This window comes from Pseudarthrobacter sp. MDT1-56, assembly GCF_059383555.1.
The window spans coordinates 103,041-121,960 of the sequence record NZ_JBWZCK010000013.1 but is presented as its reverse complement, the minus strand read 5'-3'; the positions used below and the strand labels follow the sequence as shown (position 1 = coordinate 121,960).

The window sequence follows — 18,920 nt, the reverse complement described above, 5'->3', positions numbered from 1 at the left end:
TTGGTGCCGGTGGTGGTGCTGACCGCAAGCCCTACAGTGGTGGCGGGGATCGTGACCGGAAGCCGTATGGTGATCGTGGTCCGCGTGAAGGTGGCGGGGAGCGCCGCAGCTTTGGTGCCGGTGGAGGTGCTGACCGCAAGCCCTACAGCGGCGGCGGCGACAACCGGAAGCCCTTTGGCAGCCGTGATGACCGTCCGGCCCGCAGCTTTGACCGTGACGACCGGCCGGCCCGCAGCTTTGACCGCGGCGACTCCGGTCCCCGCCAGTTCGGCCGCGACCGGGCAGAAGACCCCCCCGTCCGTGTCCCCAACGCCCGGGACCTCCGCAGCGCCAACCGCCCCGACCGCGAGCGTTCGCCGCAAATCGACGATGACGTCACGGGCAAGGAACTTGACCGCGCCACGCAGCACCAGATCAAGACCCTCGAGGAGAACAGCGCCGAGTGGGTCGCCCGCCACCTCGTAATGGCCGGCCGCCTGATCGACGACGAACCGGAGCTGGCCTTCCAGCACGCCCTCGCAGCCAGCCGCCGCGGAGGCCGCCTCGCGGCCGTCCGCGAAGCCGTGGGCCTGACGGCCTACGCCGCCGGCCACTACGGCGAAGCCCTGCGCGAGTTCCGCACCTACCGGCGGATCAGCGGCTCCAACATGCACCTGCCCGTCATGGCCGACTGCGAACGTGGACTCGGCCGGCCCGACCGCGCCCTGGAGATGGCGCGTTCCGAGGAAGCCAAGGACCTCGACGCCCCCGGCAAGGCGGAACTGGCCATTGTGGCCGCCGGCGCCCGCAGCGACCTGGGCCAGCTCGACGCTGCCGTCTCGGAACTGGAAATCGTCCAGCTGGACATCAACCGGGCGTTCTCCTACAGCCCGCGCCTGTTCCGCGCCTACGCCGAGGCCCTGGCCGCGGTGGGCCGCACCGCCGAAGCGGAGAAGTGGCAGCGGCAGGCCGTCGTCGCCGAGAACGCCCTCGGCCTCGACGTCCCGGAGGACCCGGACATCATCGATCTCGGCTGGGACGAGGAAGAGGAAGCCCGGGAGGAAGAGCAGCAGCGTCGGCTCCTCGCCGAGCAGACCGCCCAGCGGTCCGCCGCGGCTGCCCCGGAGCAGGCGCCGCGTGCTGCCAGCGCCGAGGCTGTTGCCGGTCTTCCGGAAACGGCTGCGGCAGGCAACGCCGTCGACGAAGGTTCCGACGACGGCGAATCCGACTTCTGGGAGTCCGACGACGCCGAGTCCGATGAGGACTCCGTGGAAAAAGACGCTCTGGACCGCTCCGAGGTCCTCGACGGCGACGACCCGGACGAGACCGGCGACGACCCGGACGAGACCGGACACGAAGAGTCCCATGACGCCGACTCCCGCGAGCCGGAACGCTCCGAAGGCTGATCCGGAGATGGCCGCACCGGAGCTGATCTCCGCCTTCGACGCCCTGCTCGCCGACCTCGACGGCGTCGTCTACGCAGGCCCGCACGCCATCCCGGGCGCTGTGGAATCCCTGCGCCGGCTCGCCGGGATCGGCGTCGGCCTCGGCTACGTCACGAACAACGCCTCCCGGACCCCCGCCCAGGTCGCGCAGCACCTGCGCGACCTGGGTGCCCCGGCGGAGGACCACCAGGTGGTCAGCTCCTCGCAGGCCGCGGGCGAGCTGCTGGCTTCGCTGCTGCCGGCAGGTGCCCGGGTGCTGGTCACCGGCGGGGACTCGCTGGCCCAGGAGGTTGAGCTCGCCGGCCTGGTGCCGGTCCGCAGCGAATCGGAGCGGCCCGTCGCTGTCGTGCAGGGGTTCCATCCGGACCTCGGCTGGAAAGACCTCGCGGAAGCAGCCTATGTGGTTGCCGGCGGTGCCCTGTGGGTGGCCACGAACACGGACATGTCCATTCCCCAGGCCCGGGGGATGGCGCCGGGCAACGGGACGCTGGTCGCGGCCGTGGCCGCCGCCACCGGGCAGCGGCCCCTTGTTGCCGGCAAACCGGAAGCGCCGCTGTTCCACGCCGCCGCGAAACGCCTGGCCGCAGACCGGCCGCTCGTGGTCGGCGACCGCCTTGACACCGACATCCTCGGCGGCAACAGGGCCGGCTTCGCCACCGTCGCCGTGCTGACCGGCGTCGACACGCGCGAATCGATCCTCGCCGCCCGCACCCAGGAACGGCCCGGCTACCTGATCAACGACCTCACGGACCTCTACCGCCCCTATCCGGCAATAACGGTCGACGCCGGGCAGCACCGCTGCGGCGCGGCGACCGCCGTCGTGCACGGGCAGAGAGTCCGGGTCAGCGGCGATCCCGGCGACCTCGACGCCTGGCGGGCCGCTTGTTCGGCCTGGTGGGCCGCCAATCCCGAGACCGCGACGGCCCTGGCCCCGGACCTCGAATGGCTGGATCACTAGACTGGGGACCATGACCGAGCCGAACCCCATCACCGAGACGGACCCCGCGGCGGGAGACGCCCGGGTCACCTGGCCGGAGCTGCCTGCGGAACCTGGCGATGCCGCAGGGAATGAGCCTTCCCGGGACCCCGCTGTCGGTGCACTGCTCCGCCGTCTCAGTGAACTGCCGGCATTGCCCGTGGACCGCCACGGGGAGGCCTACGCCCTCTTGCACGACGAACTGCTGGCGGCTTTGAACGAGTCCATCGCAGAACAACCAACCGCAGGCCCGGCCGCGGCCGGACCGACCAATCCACCAGGGGATGCCACAAATGAGCAGGCTTGACCAGGCCCTCGTCAGCCGCGGGCTGGCGAGGTCCCGCACCCACGCCGCGCGCCTCATCGCCGAAGGCAAAGTCAGCTCCAAAGGCGAGGTGCTGGCCAAGGCCTCCCTGCAGGTCCAGGACGACACGGGCCTCGATGTAGCCGCCGCCGATGAGGACAACTACGTCAGCCGTGCCGGACACAAGCTGGCCGGCGCCCTGGACGCTTTTCCCGCCGTCGAGGTCGAGGGCAAACGGTGCCTGGACGCCGGTGCCTCCACCGGCGGATTCACCGAGGTGCTGTTGCGCCGCGGCGCTGCCCACGTCGTGGCCGTCGACGTCGGTCACGACCAGCTGGTCCCCGTGATCCGGAATGACCCCCGGGTCTCCGTCCACGAGGGCCTCAACGTCCGCTACATGACCCCGGCTGAGATCGGCGGACCGGTGGCCTTGACGGTGGCGGACCTGTCCTTCATCTCCCTCACCCTCGTGCTGGCACCGCTCGCGGCGTGCACGGAACCGGGCGGCGACCTCGTCCTGATGGTCAAGCCGCAGTTCGAGATCGGCAAGGACCGGCTGGGCCGCACCGGCGTCGTCACCTCGGAGTGGGAACGCCGCCTCGCCGTGGGCAAAGTCGCGGCAGAGGCCATGGATACCGGGCTGGAACTGAAAGGCCTCGCCAGCAGCCCGTTGCCCGGCCAGGACGGAAACGTCGAGTACTTCCTGTGGATAAAGCGCGGGATTCGAACAGACCTGCCTAAGATCGAAGAGCGGGACGCAGCCGTCGCTGCGTTACTCGGAACAATCTGGCCCAAGTACTAGAAGCACTAGAAGGCGGAACCCGATGAGCAGGCGTGTCCTCATCCTTGCCCACACAGGCCGTGAGGAGTCCCTCAAGGCTGCCTGGGAAGCGTGCGCCCAGCTCCACGACTCCGGCATCGTTCCCGTGATGCTGAAATCCGAGCTCGGCGACATGGTCCGCTTCTTCGGACGGCTCGACCAGCCTGTCGAGATCCTCCATGACCACGTGATGCTGCCCGACGTCGAGCTCGTGATGGTGCTCGGCGGCGACGGCACCATCCTCCGCGCCGCGGAACTGGTGCGCGAGGTCGATGTGCCGCTGCTCGGCGTCAACCTCGGCCACGTGGGGTTCCTGGCCGAGAGCGAACGGGCGGACCTCGCCCAGACCGTCGAATGGATCGCCAGCCGCGAATACACCGTGGAAGAGCGGATGACCATCGACGTCCAGGTCTGGGTCCGCGGGCAGAAAATCTGGCACACCTGGGCGCTCAACGAGGCCGCGATCGAAAAGGGCAACCGGGAACGGATGCTCGAGGTCGTCACCGAGGTGGACGAACGCCCGCTGACCTCCTTCGGCTGCGACGGCGTCGTCCTGGCCACCCCCACCGGCTCCACCGCCTACGCCTTCTCCGCCGGCGGCCCGGTGGTGTGGCCCGAGGTCGAGGCCCTGCTGATTGTGCCGATCAGCGCCCACGCGCTCTTCGCCAAGCCGCTGGTGGTCTCACCCCGGTCCCGGCTCGCGGTGGAAATCCTGAACCGCACCGATGCCCAAGGCGTGCTCTGGTGCGACGGCCGGCGCTCGGTGGACCTCCCGCCCGGGGCTCGCGTGGAAGTGACCCGCTCCGCCACGCCCGTCCGGCTCGCCCGCACCCACCAGACGCCCTTCTCCGGCCGCCTGGTCCGCAAGTTCGAGCTGCCCATCCAGGGCTGGCGCGGACCGATGCCGCAGGCCGCCACAGTCCATACCGGGCCCGTGCCGGTGATCCGCACCCCCCGGCCGATGCCGCCGCTGCCCACCCCGCCGCAGGCCGGGCCGCCGTCCGCAGGTCCGGGCGAGACTCCTGATCCATCGACTGCGAAGTGAACCATGCTTGAAGAACTGAGAATCCGCGACCTCGGCGTCATTACCGACGCCACGCTGCCCCTCGGCCCGGGCCTGAGCGTCGTGACCGGTGAAACCGGTGCCGGCAAGACGATGGTGGTGACCGCCGTCGGACTGCTGCTCGGCGCACGCTCCGACGCCGGTGCGGTGCGCAGCGGCGCGAAAAGCGCCTCCGCGGAGGCGACCGTGAAGCTCGACGCCGGGCACCCGGCCCTGGCGCGCGCCCGTGAGGCCGGTGCCGAGATCGAGGAGTTCGACGGCGGCGCCGAGCTGCTGCTCGCCCGCAGCGTGGGCGCGGACGGTCGCAGCCGCGCCTACCTCGGCGGGCGCGCCGCTCCGGTGGGGGTGCTTGGGGAGATCGGCGAAACCCTCGTGGTGGTCCACGGCCAGTCCGGGCAGATCCGGCTCAAGAGCCCTGTCGCGCAGCGCGGCGCCCTCGACAAATTCGCGGGGGAGAGCCTCGCCGCAGCGCTCGGCAGCTACCAGGAGCTCTACGCCCACTGGAAGTCCAGCCGGGCCGGGCTGGACGAGCTCCGCAGCGCTGCCCGGGAACGTCTCCGCGAGGCCGAATCCCTGGAAGGTGCCCTGGCCGAGATCGACGCCGTCGACCCGCAGCCGGGGGAGGACGAGTCGCTCAAGGCGGAGGCCGTCAAGCTCGCCAATGTCGAGGAACTCCGGATCGCGGCCACAACGGCGCACCAGGCGCTCATCGCCGAGGACTTCGGTGACGGCAACGACGCCACCGCCCTGGTGGACGCCGCCAAACGCACCCTGGAGCACGTCGCCGAACATGACGAGGAACTCGGCTCCGCAGCCGCCCGGCTGGCCGAGGTGGGTTTCCTGCTCAACGACATCGCCACCGAACTCGCCAGCTACCAGGCCTCCCTCGACACCGAGGGCCCGGAGCGCCTCGCCGAAATCGAGGACCGCCGGGCCACCCTCGCGAAGCTGGTGCGCAAGTACGCCCCGAGCATCGACGAGGTGCTGGTCTGGGCCGAGGAGTCCCGGGCGCGGTTCCTGGAGCTGCAGGACGACTCCACCCGGATTGAGGCGCTGGACGCCGAGGTGGCCCGCGCGGGGGCCGAGCTGACCAAGCAGGCCGCCGGCATCAGCAAGCTCCGGAAGAAGGCCGCCAAAGACCTCTCCGCCCGCGTCAGCGCGGAACTCAAGGCCCTGGCCATGGCGGATGCCACCCTGGTCATCACCGTCGAATCCGGCGGGCAGCCGGGACCGCACGGGGCGGACGAGATCTCCTTCCTGCTCCAGCCGCACTCCGGCGCCCCCGCCCGCCCGCTGGGCAAGGGCGCCTCCGGCGGTGAACTGTCCCGCGTGATGCTCGCCATCGAGGTGGTGCTGGCCGCCGTCGACCCGGTGCCCACATTCGTCTTCGACGAGGTCGACGCCGGCGTGGGTGGCCGCGCCGCGGTCGAGATCGGCCGCCGGCTGGCGATGCTGGCCCGGCACGTCCAGGTGCTCGTGGTGACCCACCTGCCGCAGGTGGCGGCCTTCGCAGACCAGCACATCCGGGTCACCAAGACCTCCGTGCGCGGCGCCGACGGTGCCACCGCGACCGGCTTCACCTCCAGTGACGTCCAACTCCTCGACGAGGCGGAACGTGTCCGGGAGCTGGCCCGCATGCTTGCCGGCCAGGAGGACTCAGAATCCGCCCGGGCCCACGCCCAGGAGCTGCTCGACGACGCCCGGCTGCTGCCGCAGCAAGCCTGAACACCCCCGTGGAGCGCCCGGTACCGGGATGGCAATCACAGCGGCTTGCCGCGAACAGACCCTTGGAAGGCTGAATTGATGATAGGCTCGAACTCCGTGGTGCAGCGATCAAATTCCCGTGTAAATTCCCGGTTTCCGGGCTCGTCCAAGACGACCAAACACATCTTCGTCACCGGTGGTGTGGCGTCCTCGCTCGGTAAGGGACTGACGGCTTCGAGCCTCGGTCATCTCCTGCGGGCACGCGGCTTGTCTGTAACAATGCAAAAGCTCGATCCCTATCTGAATGTGGATCCGGGCACGATGAACCCCTTCCAGCACGGCGAAGTCTTCGTCACTGACGACGGCGCCGAAACGGACCTCGACATCGGCCACTACGAGCGTTTCCTCGATGAGAACCTCGAGGGCTCGGCCAACGTCACGACCGGCCAGGTCTACTCCACGGTCATCGCCAAGGAACGCCGCGGCGAATACCTCGGAGACACCGTCCAGGTCATCCCGCACATCACGGATGAGATCAAGCGGCGCATGCGGCTTCCCGCCGAGGGCAAGCACGCCCCCGACGTGATCATCACCGAAATCGGCGGCACCGTGGGCGACATCGAGTCGCAGCCGTTCCTTGAGTCCGCCCGCCAGGTCCGCCAGGACATTGGCCGCGGAAACGTGTTCTTCCTGCACGTCTCCCTGGTGCCCTACATCGGCCCGTCGCAGGAACTGAAGACCAAGCCCACGCAGCACTCCGTAGCTGCGCTGCGCTCCATCGGCATCCAGCCCGAGGCGATCGTGATCCGTTCGGACCGCGAAGTCCCGCAGCCCATGCGCGACAAGATCGGCCGCATGTGCGACGTCGACATCGACGCTGTCATCGGCTGCCCGGATGCCCCGAGCATCTACGACATCCCGAAGACCCTGCACTCCCAGGGCCTGGATTCCTACATCGTCCGCGCGCTCGACCTTCCCTTCAAGGACGTGGACTGGACCAGCTGGGACAAGCTCCTCGACGCGGTCCACAACCCCAAGCACGAGGTTGAGATCGCCCTGGTCGGCAAGTACATCGACCTGCCGGACGCCTACCTGTCCGTGACCGAGGCCCTGCGCGCCGGCGGCTTCGCCAACGACACCAAGGTCAAGATCCGCTGGGTCCCCTCGGACGAATGCGAAACCCACGAGGGTGCGGTCAAGTCCCTGGACGGCGTCGACGCGATCTGCGTCCCGGGTGGCTTCGGCATCCGCGGACTCGAAGGCAAGCTCGGCGCGCTGAAGTATGCCCGTGAGAGCAAGCTCCCGGTCCTGGGCCTCTGCCTGGGCCTGCAGTGCATGGTGATCGAGTACGCCCGCAACGTGGTCGGCCTTGAGGGCGCATCCTCGTCCGAGTTCGAGCCGGATTCGAAGTACCCGGTGATTGCCACGATGGAAGAGCAGCTGGACATCGTCGACGGCAAGGGCGACCTGGGCGGCACCATGCGCCTGGGCCTGTACGAGGCCAAGCTGGACGAGGGGTCCGTGGTCGCCGAGACCTACGGCACCACCACGGTCAGCGAACGGCACCGCCACCGCTACGAGGTCAACAACAAGTACCGCGAGCAGATCGCTGCCCAGGGACTGGTGTTCTCCGGAACGTCGCCTGACGGCAAGCTGGTGGAGTTCGTGGAGCTTCCCCGCGACGTCCACCCGTACTACGTGGCCACCCAGGCGCACCCGGAGCTCAGCTCACGCCCGACCCGGCCGCACGCATTGTTCTCCGGACTGGTGAAAGCCGCCCTGGAGCACCAGAAGGGCAACGGCAGCAAGGCAGCCCCGGGCGGGACAAGCAAGAACGCCCCGGCCGCCGCCAAGCCTTCCCCGGCAGTGTCGAAGTAACCCCAACTGAATCAAAGGACGGCGCGATGCCCGGCAACCCTGAAACCCCCAATGCTGCACGGCAGGTTTCGGATGAACCGAGCCCGCGCCGTCTTTTGTCGTCCCGGACGGTCTACGAAGGCCGGATCTGGGACGTGGTCAGTGAAAGTTTCCAGCTCAACGACGACGGTGATCCGCTCGTCCGCGACTACATCGACCACCCCGGGGCGGTGGCCATCCTCCCGATGAACGACGCCGGCGAGGTGCTGCTGATCAAGCAGTACCGGCACCCCGTCGGCATGGACCTGTGGGAGATCCCGGCCGGGCTCCTCGATGTCGAAGGCGAGGACTTCGTCGCCGGCGCGGCACGGGAACTCGCCGAGGAAGCCGACCTCATTGCCGGCCAGTGGAATGTGCTGGCCGACTTCTTCAATTCCCCCGGGTCCTCCAGCGAGGCCATCCGCATCTATCTCGCCCGGGACCTGAGGGACGTGCCCGGCCACGAACTCCATGTCCGCACCGACGAGGAAGCCGAAATCGAGCTGCACTGGATCCCCCTGGACGCAGCCGTCCAGGCCGTGCTGGAGGGACGCCTGCACAACCCGTCCGCCGTCGTCGGAGTCCTCGCCGCCGCGGCCGCCCGTGCCGACGGCTTCACGAGCCTCCGCCCGGGCAACGCACCGTGGCCCGCGCATCCCAGCCAGCGTTGATGGTGGAACCGCTGATAGCCGGGCCTCCGGCGCCTGTGCACCCTCCGGAACCCGCAGGGGCACAGCCTCCCGCCCGTCCGCTGACAGCGATAGACCGCGCCATGACGGACTACCTGCAGCACATGGGGGTGGAGCGCGGACTCGCTTCCAACACCCTGTCCGCCTACCGGCGGGATCTGGCCCGTTACGCCAGGCACTTGGCCGGCACGGGCCGTCAACGCCCCGACGAAATTACCCGGCATGACGTGACCGGCTTCGTCCAGGCGCTTTCCGATGGGTCCGACGGCGGCTCGGCCCTGGGCATCCGGTCGGCAGCCCGGACCGTGGTGGCCGTGCGCGGACTGCACAAGTTCTGGGCACTGGAGGGCGTGACGCCCACCGACCCGGCCAGCGACGTCCACCCGCCCATGCCGGGAAAACGCCTGCCCAAGGCCATCAGCGTCGACGAGGTCACCAGGATCCTGGAGGCGGTCGGAACAGACACCGCCACCGGGCTGCGCGACCGGGCCCTGCTGGAGTTCCTGTATTCCACCGGCGCCCGGATCAGCGAAGCCGTGGGCCTCGACGTCGATGACATCTCCCTGCCCACGGCCGGACAGGCCGCGGAAGCCGGTCCGGCAATAGTCCGGCTCTTCGGCAAGGGATCCAAGGAACGGCTCGTCCCGCTGGGATCCTTCGGCGCCCGTACCCTGGACGCCTACCTGGTCCGCGGCCGGCCGCTGCTGTCCGCCAAGGGCAAGGGGACCCCGGCCCTGTTCCTGAACGCCCGCGGCGGGCGGATCAGCCGGCAGAGCGCCTGGACCATCCTCAAGACGGCCGCCGAAAAGGCCAACATCACCAAGGACGTTTCGCCGCACACCCTGCGGCACTCCTTCGCAACCCACCTGCTCGAAGGCGGGGCGGACGTCCGGGTGGTCCAGGAGCTTCTGGGCCATGCCTCGGTCACCACCACGCAGGTCTATACCCTGGTCACGGCAGACACCCTGCGGGAGATCTACGCCGCCGCGCATCCCCGGGCGCTGGGCTGAGCCGCAGGAGCGCACCGCGCCGCTAGGCTTGCCTTTATGGCCTCCACTCCCGTCACTTTATGTTTCCTGCTCCGCGACGCAGGGAACTGCACCGAGGTGCTGTTGGGCCTGAAGCGGACCGGCTTTGGCATCGGCAAGATCGTGGGCATCGGTGGTCACGTGGAGCCGGGGGAGACCGACGCAGAAGCCGTCGTCCGCGAAGTCTGGGAAGAGGCCGCAGTCATCGTCCGGCAGGAGGACCTGGCCCATGCCGGCGTCGTCGAGTTCCTCTTCCCCACCCGCCCCGAGTGGAACATGTACTGCAGGCTCTTCACTACGAGGCGCTGGGAGGGCGAACCGGCGGAGAGCCCCGAGATAACCCCCGAATGGTTCGATACCGGGGCGCTGCCGCTGCACCTGATGTGGCAGGACGCGGAGCACTGGCTGCCGGCCGCCCTGGCCGGCGAGGTGCACGACGTCGTGGTCGTCCTGAACGAGGACAACGAGACGGTGGCATCGGTGGAAAAACTTTCCGGAGAAATGTAACCCGGGCGGACCGGCCGGAAACAACACAGGTAGCCTGCAGCCCAGGACACTACTTTTCAGGGGGAGATCGTGCTTTCCGAGCGCGAACTGGCGTTTATCGGCATTCACAAAGACAGCTATCCGCGGGTCTACCGCTTTGTGCGGCGGCGGGTGGAATCGGCCGAGATGGCGGAGGAACTGGCCGCGGACGTTTTCCGGGTGGTGTGGCAGAAGTGGGGCGAGGAGCCGCGGTCGGACATGGCCTGGCTGCTGACCGTGGCCCGCAACCTGGTGGGCAACGCCTACCGGAGCCGGGACCGCCAGCAGGCGCTGCAGAACAAGCTCAGGGCCGCCGCCGTGGTCAGGGGTGGCGAAGACTCCGGGAATGTCGCTGTCCAGGACGCCATGGCGCAATTGCGGGACAAGGACCGGGACGTTCTCCAGCTCGCGTACTGGGACGACTTGAGCATCGCGGAAATCGCCGGTGTCCTGCAATGCAGCGAATCCGCCGCCAAGGTCCGCCTGCACCGGGCGCGGGCTGCCTTCCGAAAGCACATGCCGCCCGCCGCCGAATTGAGCACGGCGGAATCGATCACACAGAAGATGGGTGCCTGAGATGGATCCGATCAAGAACAGAATTTCCGCCGCGGACCCCGTGCACAACGATCCGTCCGTGCCCGATGGCGAAGCGGCCCTGCGCCGGATGCTCACCGAACCGGCTGCCTTCAGCGACACCGGCCTGGCCGGTGTTTCCTCCCTGGACGAAACGCGCCGACGCCGGCGTGCCCGGCTCGCCGGCGTCCTGACGATCGCTGCGGCAGCCGTGGCGGCAGGTGTCCTGGTGGCCACCAACCTCGGTGCGCCCGCTCCGGCGCCGGAACCGGCGAGCAGCGTGGCGGCAGCGGAAACCACGGCCCCCGCGACTCCCTCTGCGACGCCGACCGTGACACCGGGCGCCACCGTTGTGCCACCGCCGGCCCCGGCCGACTGGACCGCATTCACCGACTCCAGCGGCCAGGCCACGTTCGAACACCCCGTGGAGTGGAAAGTCACAGAGACCCTGCTGCCGGCCGGGACCGGTCCGGGCACCTGGACGAGCGACATCACCGTCACGAACGCGGCCGGAAAATCGATCGCCAGGCTGCGAACCATCCCGCAGGCGTCCGGAACCGGAGGGCCGGCGGTGCCCTACCAGACCCTCGACGCCGTGACCCTGGACATCCCGCAGGCTGCCGCCGGCGGCGCCCAGGCGGGGCCGACCCAGTTCAAGTTCCGCATCCTCGAAGGAGCGGGAGTGTACGGTGCGCTGACGATCGACTCCGGCGGCCTGCCGGCGTCAGGAACAGCCAGCCAACTGCAGTCTTCGATCCGGACCCCGGACGGCGTGCCGGCCATCACCTTCGGAACCGGCCAGTTCCTGAGTGCGGACGGCCGGGACGCGCAGCTGAGGTTCGCGTCAGTGGCCGAGGCCAAGGCCTACATGGCCTCGCAGGAGTACCAGGACATCAAGCGGATGCTGATTTCGCTGGAACTCCGGTCCGTCCGGAAGCAGCCGGTCTGGCAGAACTACACCAGCGCCAACGGGCTGGGAAGTTTCGACTACCCGGACAACTGGACAGTGACCGGCCGCGAAGGTGGCCGCTACACCGACGTGGCCAACGAGTCCGGCCGCGTGCTGCTGACCCTGGGCTTCAACCAGACGCGCAACCGACCGAACCTCATTTCCCCCTGCACCCCTTTCACGGTGCTGGACAGCGCGGCCATGACCTTCCCGTCCACCCGGCAGGGGGAGCGGGCCCTCAGTCCCCAGTTCATCTTCAGGGTGTGGGACGTCAGCCAGCTCGGACAGCCGGCGGTCCCGTTTGCCGGCAACCTGGGCATCGCGGATGAAAGCTGGGGAGTGGATGGAACCACCTGCGATCCGCAGAATGTTGTGAGCGGCCTGCCCTCCGGTGAGTACTTCTTCGCCCAGAACTACAACACCGGGGCCGAGTCCGACCTGAAATTCCAGTCCCTCGAGGAGGCACGCCGGTACATGGAAACGGCCGAGTTCGCGACGCTCAAACGCATCGTGATGTCACTGAAAATCAACGCAGCGTAGCAACAAAAGACAAGCGGGCCGGCCACCTCTCAGAGGTGACCGGCCCGCCGTCGTACGTGTTGCAAAAACCTAGGCCAGGTGCCGTTCCTCCACGCCGTTGTATTCGCTCAGCGGGCGGATCAGGGAATTCGCATCCAGCTGCTCCATGATGTGCGCGGTCCAGCCGGTGATGCGGCTGGCGACGAACAGGGGAGTAAAGGTCGGGGTGTCGAAGCCCATCAGGTGGTACGTGGGACCGGCCGGGTAGTCGAGGTTGGGCTTGATGGCCTTGGCCTCGTCCATCGCCGTCTCCAGGCCGTTGTACAGCCCCAGCAGTTCCGGCCTGCCGTAGTACGCGATCATCTTGTCCAGGGCCGCCTTCATCGTGGGCACCCGCGAGTCGCCGTGCTTGTACACGCGGTGCCCGAAGCCCATGACCTTCTTCTTGTGGGCCAGGGCATCTTCCATCCATGCCTTGGCCCGGGTGTGGGCCTCCTCCAGCGACTCCTCCGGACGGATGCCGATCTCATCGAAGGTGTGCATGACGGCCTCGTTGGCGCCGCCATGCAGCGGGCCCTTCAGCGCGCCGATCGCCCCGGTCACGGCCGAATGCAGGTCCGAGAGCGTCGAGGTGATCACCCGGGCCGTGAACGTGGAGGCGTTGAAGGAGTGCTCGGCGTACAGGATCATCGAGACGTTGAACGCCTCGACGACTTCCTGGACCGGCTCTTCGCCGAAGGCCATCCAGAGGAAGTTGGCGGAGTAGCCCAGGTCGTCGCGGGGCTCCACCAGCTCCTGGCCGTGACGCCGGCGCTGGTCGTAGGACACCACGGCCGGCATCGCGGCGAACAGGTCTACTGCCTTGGCCATATTGGCCTCGCGGGAGGAGTCCTCGGCGAGCGGGTGCCGGGCGCCCATCACGGAGGCTGCCGTGCGGCAGACGTCCATTGGATGCGAGGTGGTCGGCAGCGCGTCGATGACCTGCTTGACCACGGGGTCCAGCGGGCGTCCGGCACGTTCCCGGGCCGTGAACTCCGCCAGCTGCTCCGGGTTCGGCAGTTCGCCGTTCCAGAGCAGGTAGGCGACTTCCTCGAAGCTGCACTTGGCGGCCAGCTCCTGTACCGGGTAACCGCGGTACAGCAGTGAATTGGTATCCGGGTTCACCTTGGAGACCGCGGTGTAATCCACCACTACGCCGGCGAGGCCCTTTTTGATCTCTTGTTCAGCCATGCTGAAACTCCTTTGTTCCTGTCGCCTGTTGAACCGGCCGGAGCCGGAAGTCCGATGCGGGTCTACTGACCCGGGATCTGGAAATTGAAAACCCCGGTATCGAAGCTGTTGTATGCCTCGTAGTCCACGAGGTCATACAAACGCGCCCGGGTCAGCATGTTACCGACCTGGGCCTCCTGGGTACCGTCAGCCTTGATCGATTCCAGCGTACGCTCCGCAGCGCCCATGGCACTACGGAGCAGGGTCACCGGGTAGATGATCATGTTGACCCCGACGCCTGCGAGCTGTTCCACCGTGAACAGGGCGCTCTGGCCGAACTCGGTCATGTTGGCCAGGATCGGCACATCGACGGCGTCACGGATCGCCTGGAACTCGCTCAGGTCCTTCATGGCCTCCGGGAAGATGGCGTCCGCACCGGCCTCCACGAGCGCCCTGGCGCGGTCCTGCGTTGCCGCCAGGCCGTCCGTGGCACGGATGTCGGTCCGCGCCATAATCAGGAAGTTCGGGTCACGCCTGGCATCGGCCGCCGCGCGGATGCGCTTGGTGGCCGTGTCCAGGTCCACCACGTTCTTGCCGTCGAGGTGGCCGCAGCGCTTCGGGTTGAACTGGTCCTCGATGTGCAGGCCGGCGAGGCCTGCGTTCTCGAGTTCCTGGACCGAGCGGGCCACGTTCATCGGTTCGCCGAAGCCGGTGTCGGCGTCGACGATGCTGGGCAGGTCGGTCATCCGGGCAATCTGCCCGGCACGGGTGGCCACCTCGGTGAGCGTGGTCAGCCCGATGTCCGGCAGGCCCAGGTCATTGGCCAGGACGGCGCCGGAGATGTAGACCCCGGCGAAGCCCTTTTCCTCGATCAGCCGGGCCGAGAGCGGGTTGAACGCGCCCGGGAACTGCTGGATCGACCCGGACGCCAGGAGCTCGCGGAAGCGGACCCGCTTCTGCTCCGGCGTGACCTTCGAGTACAGCATTTAGAAGAGTCCCTTCGGTGCGGCGGCCAGGTCGATCACGCCGTCGGCGGCCTTGATGTTGAGCTGGTCCAGCTCACCGGCGGCCAGCTCGGGCAGGCGGGCGGCGGCGGCCAGGAAGCGTTCGATTTCCTCTTCGGCGACGAGGCCGGCGGCGAGGGTGCGGAACTTGTTGACGTACTGTTCCCGTGCGAACGGCCGGGCGCCCAGCGGGTGGGCGTCAGCGACGGCGATCTGGTCGGTGATGACCGTGCCGTCCTTGAGCGTGATGACAACGGTGCCGCCGAAGGCCTTCTCCGCGATGTCCAGGGAGTGGTAGCGGCGGGTCCATTCCGCGTCCTCGACGGTGGTGACCTTGTGCCACAGCTCCACGGTGTCCGGGCGCGCGGCGCGCTCCGGGGCGTAGGAATCGACGTGGTGCCAGGCGCCGTCCTGCAGGGCCACTGTGAAGATGTAGGGGATGGAGTGGTCCAGTGTTTCGCGGCTGGCCGTGGGGCTGTACTTCTGCGGATCGTTGGCGCCGGAGCCGATCACGTAGTGCGTGTGGTGGCTGGTCTTGATCAGCACGGACTCCACGTTGGCCGGGTCCGTGACCTCCGGGTGCTCGCCGTGGAGCTTGCGCGCCAGGTCGATCCACGCCTGGGCCTGGTACTCGGCCGAGTGCTCCTTGGTGTAGGTGTCCATAATGGCGCGCTTGGTTTCGCCGGGGGTCGGCAGCGGCACGGTGTAGGAGGCGTCGGGGCCGTCCAGCATCCAGGCGATGACGCCGTCCTCGCCTTCGTAGATCGGCACGGGGGAGGTCTGGCCGCGCATGGCACGGTCCGCGGACTCGACGGCCATCTTGCCGGCGAACGCCGGGGCGTGCGCCTTCCAGGTGGAGATCTCGCCCTTGCGGGACTGCCGGGTGGCGGTGGTGGTGTGCAGGGCCTGGCCGATGGACTGGAAGATGGTCTCGACGTCGAGTCCCAGCAGGGTGCCGATGCCGGCGGCGGCGGAGGGGCCGAGGTGTGCGACGTGGTCGATCTTGTGCTTGTGCAGGCAGATGGCCTTGACCAGGTTGACCTGGATCTCGTAGCCGGTGGCGATGCCGCGGACCAGGTCCTGGCCGCTGGAGCCCACGTGCTGGGCGACGGCGAGGATCGGGGGGATGTTGTCGCCCGGGTGGGAGTAGTCCGCGGCGAGGAAGGTGTCGTGGTAGTCGAGTTCACGGACGGCGACGCCATTGGCCCAGGCAGCCCATTCGGGGGCCACCCGCTCGTCAATGCCGAAGACCTTCGAGCCCTTGCCGCCGGTGGTGGGGCCGTGCGTCAGGGCCTGGGCCCGGGCCGCGACGATCGGCGCGCGGTTCAGCGAGGCGATCGCCACCGAGGCGTTGTCGATCACCCGGTTGATCACCATGTCGGTGACCTCAGCGGAGACGGCGACGGGATCCGCGGCCACCTGCGCAATCTTGAAGGCGAGCTGGTCCTCGCGGGGCAGGTTTTCCTCGCTCTTGTAAACGCGGACGTGGTGTTCCTTGACCATGGTGCTCCTTTTATTGAGGTGTATGCGTGGCTTTGACGTGGGAAAGGCTGCGGTGCAGATGGAGTGTGGTGGCGGCCTCCGCCAGCCGGGGGTTGCCGGCGGCGATCGCCTCGGCGATGGCGGCATGCTCGGCGGCAGCCGCGGTCAGCCGTTCGGCGTCGTCGGCCGCCAGCCGGCGGACGCGGACCAGATGGACGCGCAGGCTGCGCATCGCCTGGGCAAGGTAGGAGTTGTGGATCGCGGCGTCGATGGCCGAGTCCAGCCGTCCGACCAGCCCGTAGTAGTCGTGCCGGGCCGGATCCTCGCCTCTGATCAGCGCCGGGGCCTGGCACAGTTCTTTGCGGAGCCGTTCGAAGGTGGCGGCGTCGCCGCGTTCGGCGGCCAGCGCCGCGGCCTTGCCCTCGAGGGTTTCGCGCAGTTCGAAGAGTTCGTCGATATCCTCCAGCGAGATATCGGTGACGACGACGCCGCGGCCGCCCGCCGTCGTCGTCAGGCCCTCCGCGGTGAGCCGGCTCAGGGCCTCCCGCAGCGGGGTACGGGAGATGCCCAGCCGCTCGGACTGCTCCACTTCCGCGAGCACCGTCCCGGGCGCCAGACGCCACTCGATGATGTCGTCGCGCAGGGCCGCATAGGCCTTGTCGCTAGCGCGCATCCTGACTCCTTCGTTGGCTGACGCTGTCCAGTGTATACACGGAAGTTCATTTGCCCAGCATTTCCGTTGAATCTGCGTGCCAGCAGGCATCTGTGTATACATAAGCCTTGTGCCGGGAGCCCGGAGGGGGCTACCATGAGCACCATCACATCGTCGTGGACGGGACTCATTTTCATGGTTACCAAGAACTACCGGGACAGCTACGCACGCAGCCTGGATACGCCCGAAGCATTCTGGCTGGAAGCCGCAGGGAAGATCTCGTGGACCACACCCCCGCAACGTGCCCTCGACGCCGGCAGGGCGCCGCTGTACGACTGGTTCCCCGATGGCGTGCTCAACACGTCCTACAACGCGCTGGACCGGCACGTGGAGGAGGGCAGGGGAGCGCAGGACGCGCTGATCTATGACTCCGCCATGCTCGGCACCCAGCAGCGCTACAGCTACGCGGAACTCACGGACCACGTCGCCCGGTTCGCCGGTGTCCTGCGCAACCACGGCGTGGGCAAGGGGGACCGCGTCGTGATCTACATGCCGATGATCCCCGAGGCAGCCATCGCCATGCTCGCCACCGCCCGGCTCGGCGCCGTGCACTCCGTCGTCTTCGGCGGCTTCGCCCCCAAGGAACTTGCCGCCCGCATCCGCGACGCCGCCCCCGCCGCCGTGGTCACGGCATCCGGCGGGATCGAACCCTCGCGCCGGATCGAGTACCTCCCCGCCGTCGAGGAAGCCCTTGGCCTGGCCGGGGCGCAGGACACCCCGGTCCTGGTGAAGGGACGCGACGGCTTCGCCTCCTCGGTGTCCGACCACTCCGGCTGGCTGGACTGGGACACCGAGATGGCCTCCGCCGCGCCCGCCGCGCCGGTTGACGTCAAAGCCACGGATCCGCTGTACATCCTCTACACCTCGGGAACCACCGGCGCCCCCAAGGGCGTCGTGCGGGACAACGGCGGCCACGCCGTGGCACTGAGCTGGACCCTGGAGAACATCTACGACATAGGACCCGGCGACGTGATGTGGACCGCGTCCGACGTCGGCTGGGTGGTGGGGCACTCCTACATCGTGTACGGCCCGCTGCTGGCCGGCGCCACGACCGTCCTCTACGAGGGCAAGCCCGTGGGGACGCCCGACGCCGGGGCGTTCTGGCGGGTCATCCAGGACCACCAGGTCAACGTGCTGTTCACCGCGCCCACCGCCCTGCGCGCCATCCGGAAGGCCGACCCCGAGGCCAAGCTGCTCGGCTCGTACGACATTTCCAGCCTGCGCACCCTGTTTGCCGCCGGTGAACGGCTGGACACCGACACCTTCCACTGGGCCTCCCGGATCCTCGGCGTCCCGGTGGTGGACCACTGGTGGCAGACCGAGACCGGCTGGGCCATCTGCGCCAACCCGCGCGGCCTCGACGGCCTGCCGATCAAGGCAGGCTCACCCAGTGTGCCGATGCCCGGCTTCAAGCTGAACATCGTCGACGGATCGGGGACAGACGTCGAAGCGGGGACGGAGGGCAACATCGTCCTGGAACTTCCGCTGCCGCCGGGCACGCTGACGACGCTCTGGGGCAACGACGAACGCTACATCTCCTCCTACCTGCAGGCATTCGAGGGCTACTACGCCACCGGAGACTCCGGTTACCGGGACGAGGACGGCTACCTCTTTGTGATGGGCCGCACCGACGACATCATCAACGTCGCCGGCCACCGCCTCTCCACCGGCGCCATGGAACAGGTGATCGGCCAGCACCCGGCCGTCGCCGAATGCGCCGTGATCGGACTCGCGGACCCGTTGAAGGGCCAGCGTCCCAGCGGCTACGTGGTGCTGAAGTCAGGGGTCGATGTGCCCGAGGAGATCCTGGTCAAGGACCTCATCGCGCTGGTCCGGCGCGACATCGGCGCCGTCGCCGACTTCAAGCACGTCACCGTTGTGGAAGCCCTGCCCAAGACCCGCTCCGGCAAGATCCTGCGCAAGACCATGCGCCAGATTGCCGACGGCGACGACTACGTGGTGCCCTCCACGATCGAGGACGCCGGCGTGATCGACCAGCTCATCGGAACGCTGCGGCCCGCCGCCACGCAGTGACGGGCCCCG

Annotated in this window: 17 protein-coding genes; 13 read left to right on the top strand and 4 right to left on the bottom strand. The window is 68.5% G+C overall.

The annotated features are described in order from the left end of the window. From AC50YC_RS17475 to AC50YC_RS17420, 12 genes are all read left to right on the top strand, one after another. Positions 1-1,385, top strand: a 1,385-nt coding sequence (locus AC50YC_RS17475) for a hypothetical protein (RefSeq protein WP_494954559.1), incomplete at its 5' end; no start/stop codon positions are given. Between the two features lie 7 nt (positions 1,386-1,392). Continuing rightward, positions 1,393-2,382, top strand: coding sequence for an HAD-IIA family hydrolase (locus tag AC50YC_RS17470; protein WP_494954564.1), 990 nt, complete (start codon positions 1,393-1,395; stop codon positions 2,380-2,382). A 10-nt stretch (positions 2,383-2,392) separates the two neighbouring features. After that, positions 2,393-2,707: a hypothetical protein gene (locus AC50YC_RS17465; RefSeq protein ID WP_494954558.1), complete on the top strand. Its 315-nt coding sequence runs from the start codon at positions 2,393-2,395 to the stop codon at positions 2,705-2,707. Continuing rightward, on the top strand, positions 2,694-3,506 hold the full coding sequence (locus AC50YC_RS17460) for a TlyA family RNA methyltransferase (RefSeq protein WP_494954557.1): 813 nt from the start codon (positions 2,694-2,696) through the stop codon (positions 3,504-3,506). Before AC50YC_RS17465 ends, AC50YC_RS17460 begins: the two co-directional genes overlap by 14 nt. Positions 3,507-3,528: 22 nt before the next feature. Next, positions 3,529-4,569 (top strand): NAD kinase, encoded by a 1,041-nt coding sequence (locus AC50YC_RS17455; RefSeq protein ID WP_494954556.1) that lies wholly within the window; start codon positions 3,529-3,531, stop codon positions 4,567-4,569. 3 nt (positions 4,570-4,572) lie between these two features. After that, a complete protein-coding gene (recN, locus tag AC50YC_RS17450; RefSeq protein WP_494954555.1) occupies positions 4,573-6,312 on the top strand; it encodes a DNA repair protein RecN in 1,740 nt (579 codons plus the stop codon). A gap of 78 nt (positions 6,313-6,390) precedes the next feature. Beyond that, positions 6,391-8,169 carry a CTP synthase gene (pyrG, locus tag AC50YC_RS17445; protein ID WP_494954554.1) on the top strand — a complete coding sequence of 593 codons (1,779 nt, stop codon included), beginning with the start codon at positions 6,391-6,393 and terminating at the stop codon, positions 8,167-8,169. A 26-nt stretch (positions 8,170-8,195) separates the two neighbouring features. Beyond that, positions 8,196-8,858: an NUDIX domain-containing protein gene (locus tag AC50YC_RS17440; RefSeq protein ID WP_494954553.1), complete on the top strand. Its 663-nt coding sequence runs from the start codon at positions 8,196-8,198 to the stop codon at positions 8,856-8,858. Beyond that, the gene (gene xerD / locus AC50YC_RS17435; RefSeq protein ID WP_494954552.1) at positions 8,858-9,886 is read left to right on the top strand and encodes a site-specific tyrosine recombinase XerD; all 1,029 of its coding nucleotides are present in this window, start codon (positions 8,858-8,860) and stop codon (positions 9,884-9,886) included. Before AC50YC_RS17440 ends, xerD begins: the two co-directional genes overlap by 1 nt. 36 nt (positions 9,887-9,922) lie before the next feature. After that, positions 9,923-10,411, top strand: coding sequence for an 8-oxo-dGTP diphosphatase (locus AC50YC_RS17430; RefSeq protein WP_494954551.1), 489 nt, complete (start codon positions 9,923-9,925; stop codon positions 10,409-10,411). Between the two features lie 69 nt (positions 10,412-10,480). Beyond that, positions 10,481-11,005: an RNA polymerase sigma factor gene (locus AC50YC_RS17425; protein ID WP_494954550.1), complete on the top strand. Its 525-nt coding sequence runs from the start codon at positions 10,481-10,483 to the stop codon at positions 11,003-11,005. 1 nt (position 11,006) lies between these two features. Then, the gene (locus AC50YC_RS17420; protein WP_494954549.1) at positions 11,007-12,491 is read left to right on the top strand and encodes a hypothetical protein; all 1,485 of its coding nucleotides are present in this window, start codon (positions 11,007-11,009) and stop codon (positions 12,489-12,491) included. 69 nt (positions 12,492-12,560) lie between these two features. On the opposite strand, the gene AC50YC_RS17415 is transcribed toward AC50YC_RS17420, so the two are convergent. The 4 genes from AC50YC_RS17415 to AC50YC_RS17400 all read right to left on the bottom strand — a co-directional run bounded on the left by AC50YC_RS17415 (position 12,561) and on the right by AC50YC_RS17400 (position 16,838). Beyond that, the gene (locus tag AC50YC_RS17415; RefSeq protein ID WP_494954548.1) at positions 12,561-13,700 is read right to left on the bottom strand and encodes a bifunctional 2-methylcitrate synthase/citrate synthase; all 1,140 of its coding nucleotides are present in this window, start codon (positions 13,698-13,700) and stop codon (positions 12,561-12,563) included. Positions 13,701-13,762: 62 nt separating this feature from the next. Then, on the bottom strand, positions 13,763-14,665 hold the full coding sequence (gene prpB, locus AC50YC_RS17410) for a methylisocitrate lyase (RefSeq protein WP_494954547.1): 903 nt from the start codon (positions 14,663-14,665) through the stop codon (positions 13,763-13,765). Beyond that, positions 14,666-16,186 (bottom strand): MmgE/PrpD family protein, encoded by a 1,521-nt coding sequence (locus AC50YC_RS17405; protein WP_494954546.1) that lies wholly within the window; start codon positions 16,184-16,186, stop codon positions 14,666-14,668. It abuts the gene before it with no gap. A 10-nt stretch (positions 16,187-16,196) separates the two neighbouring features. Then, entirely contained in the window at positions 16,197-16,838 is a 642-nt protein-coding gene (locus tag AC50YC_RS17400) for a GntR family transcriptional regulator (RefSeq protein WP_494954545.1), read from the bottom strand. Between the two features lie 174 nt (positions 16,839-17,012). Here AC50YC_RS17400 and AC50YC_RS17395 point away from each other — a divergent pair, with 174 nt between their 5' ends. Continuing rightward, positions 17,013-18,911, top strand: coding sequence for a propionyl-CoA synthetase (locus tag AC50YC_RS17395; protein WP_494954563.1), 1,899 nt, complete (start codon positions 17,013-17,015; stop codon positions 18,909-18,911). The last annotated feature ends 9 nt before the right edge of the window (positions 18,912-18,920 follow it).

Coding starts and splice junctions, on each gene's coding strand:
- AC50YC_RS17470 (WP_494954564.1), top strand. CDS start 1,393: ATGGCCGCACCGGAGCTGATCTCCGCCTTCGACGCCCTGCTCGCCGAC.
- AC50YC_RS17465 (WP_494954558.1), top strand. CDS start 2,393: ATGACCGAGCCGAACCCCATCACCGAGACGGACCCCGCGGCGGGAGAC.
- AC50YC_RS17460 (WP_494954557.1), top strand. CDS start 2,694: ATGAGCAGGCTTGACCAGGCCCTCGTCAGCCGCGGGCTGGCGAGGTCC.
- AC50YC_RS17455 (WP_494954556.1), top strand. CDS start 3,529: ATGAGCAGGCGTGTCCTCATCCTTGCCCACACAGGCCGTGAGGAGTCC.
- recN (WP_494954555.1), top strand. CDS start 4,573: ATGCTTGAAGAACTGAGAATCCGCGACCTCGGCGTCATTACCGACGCC.
- pyrG (WP_494954554.1), top strand. CDS start 6,391: ATGATAGGCTCGAACTCCGTGGTGCAGCGATCAAATTCCCGTGTAAAT.
- AC50YC_RS17440 (WP_494954553.1), top strand. CDS start 8,196: ATGCCCGGCAACCCTGAAACCCCCAATGCTGCACGGCAGGTTTCGGAT.
- xerD (WP_494954552.1), top strand. CDS start 8,858: ATGGTGGAACCGCTGATAGCCGGGCCTCCGGCGCCTGTGCACCCTCCG.
- AC50YC_RS17430 (WP_494954551.1), top strand. CDS start 9,923: ATGGCCTCCACTCCCGTCACTTTATGTTTCCTGCTCCGCGACGCAGGG.
- AC50YC_RS17420 (WP_494954549.1), top strand. CDS start 11,007: ATGGATCCGATCAAGAACAGAATTTCCGCCGCGGACCCCGTGCACAAC.
- AC50YC_RS17415 (WP_494954548.1), bottom strand. CDS start 13,700: ATGGCTGAACAAGAGATCAAAAAGGGCCTCGCCGGCGTAGTGGTGGAT.
- prpB (WP_494954547.1), bottom strand. CDS start 14,665: ATGCTGTACTCGAAGGTCACGCCGGAGCAGAAGCGGGTCCGCTTCCGC.
- AC50YC_RS17405 (WP_494954546.1), bottom strand. CDS start 16,186: ATGGTCAAGGAACACCACGTCCGCGTTTACAAGAGCGAGGAAAACCTG.
- AC50YC_RS17400 (WP_494954545.1), bottom strand. CDS start 16,838: ATGCGCGCTAGCGACAAGGCCTATGCGGCCCTGCGCGACGACATCATC.
- AC50YC_RS17395 (WP_494954563.1), top strand. CDS start 17,013: ATGGTTACCAAGAACTACCGGGACAGCTACGCACGCAGCCTGGATACG.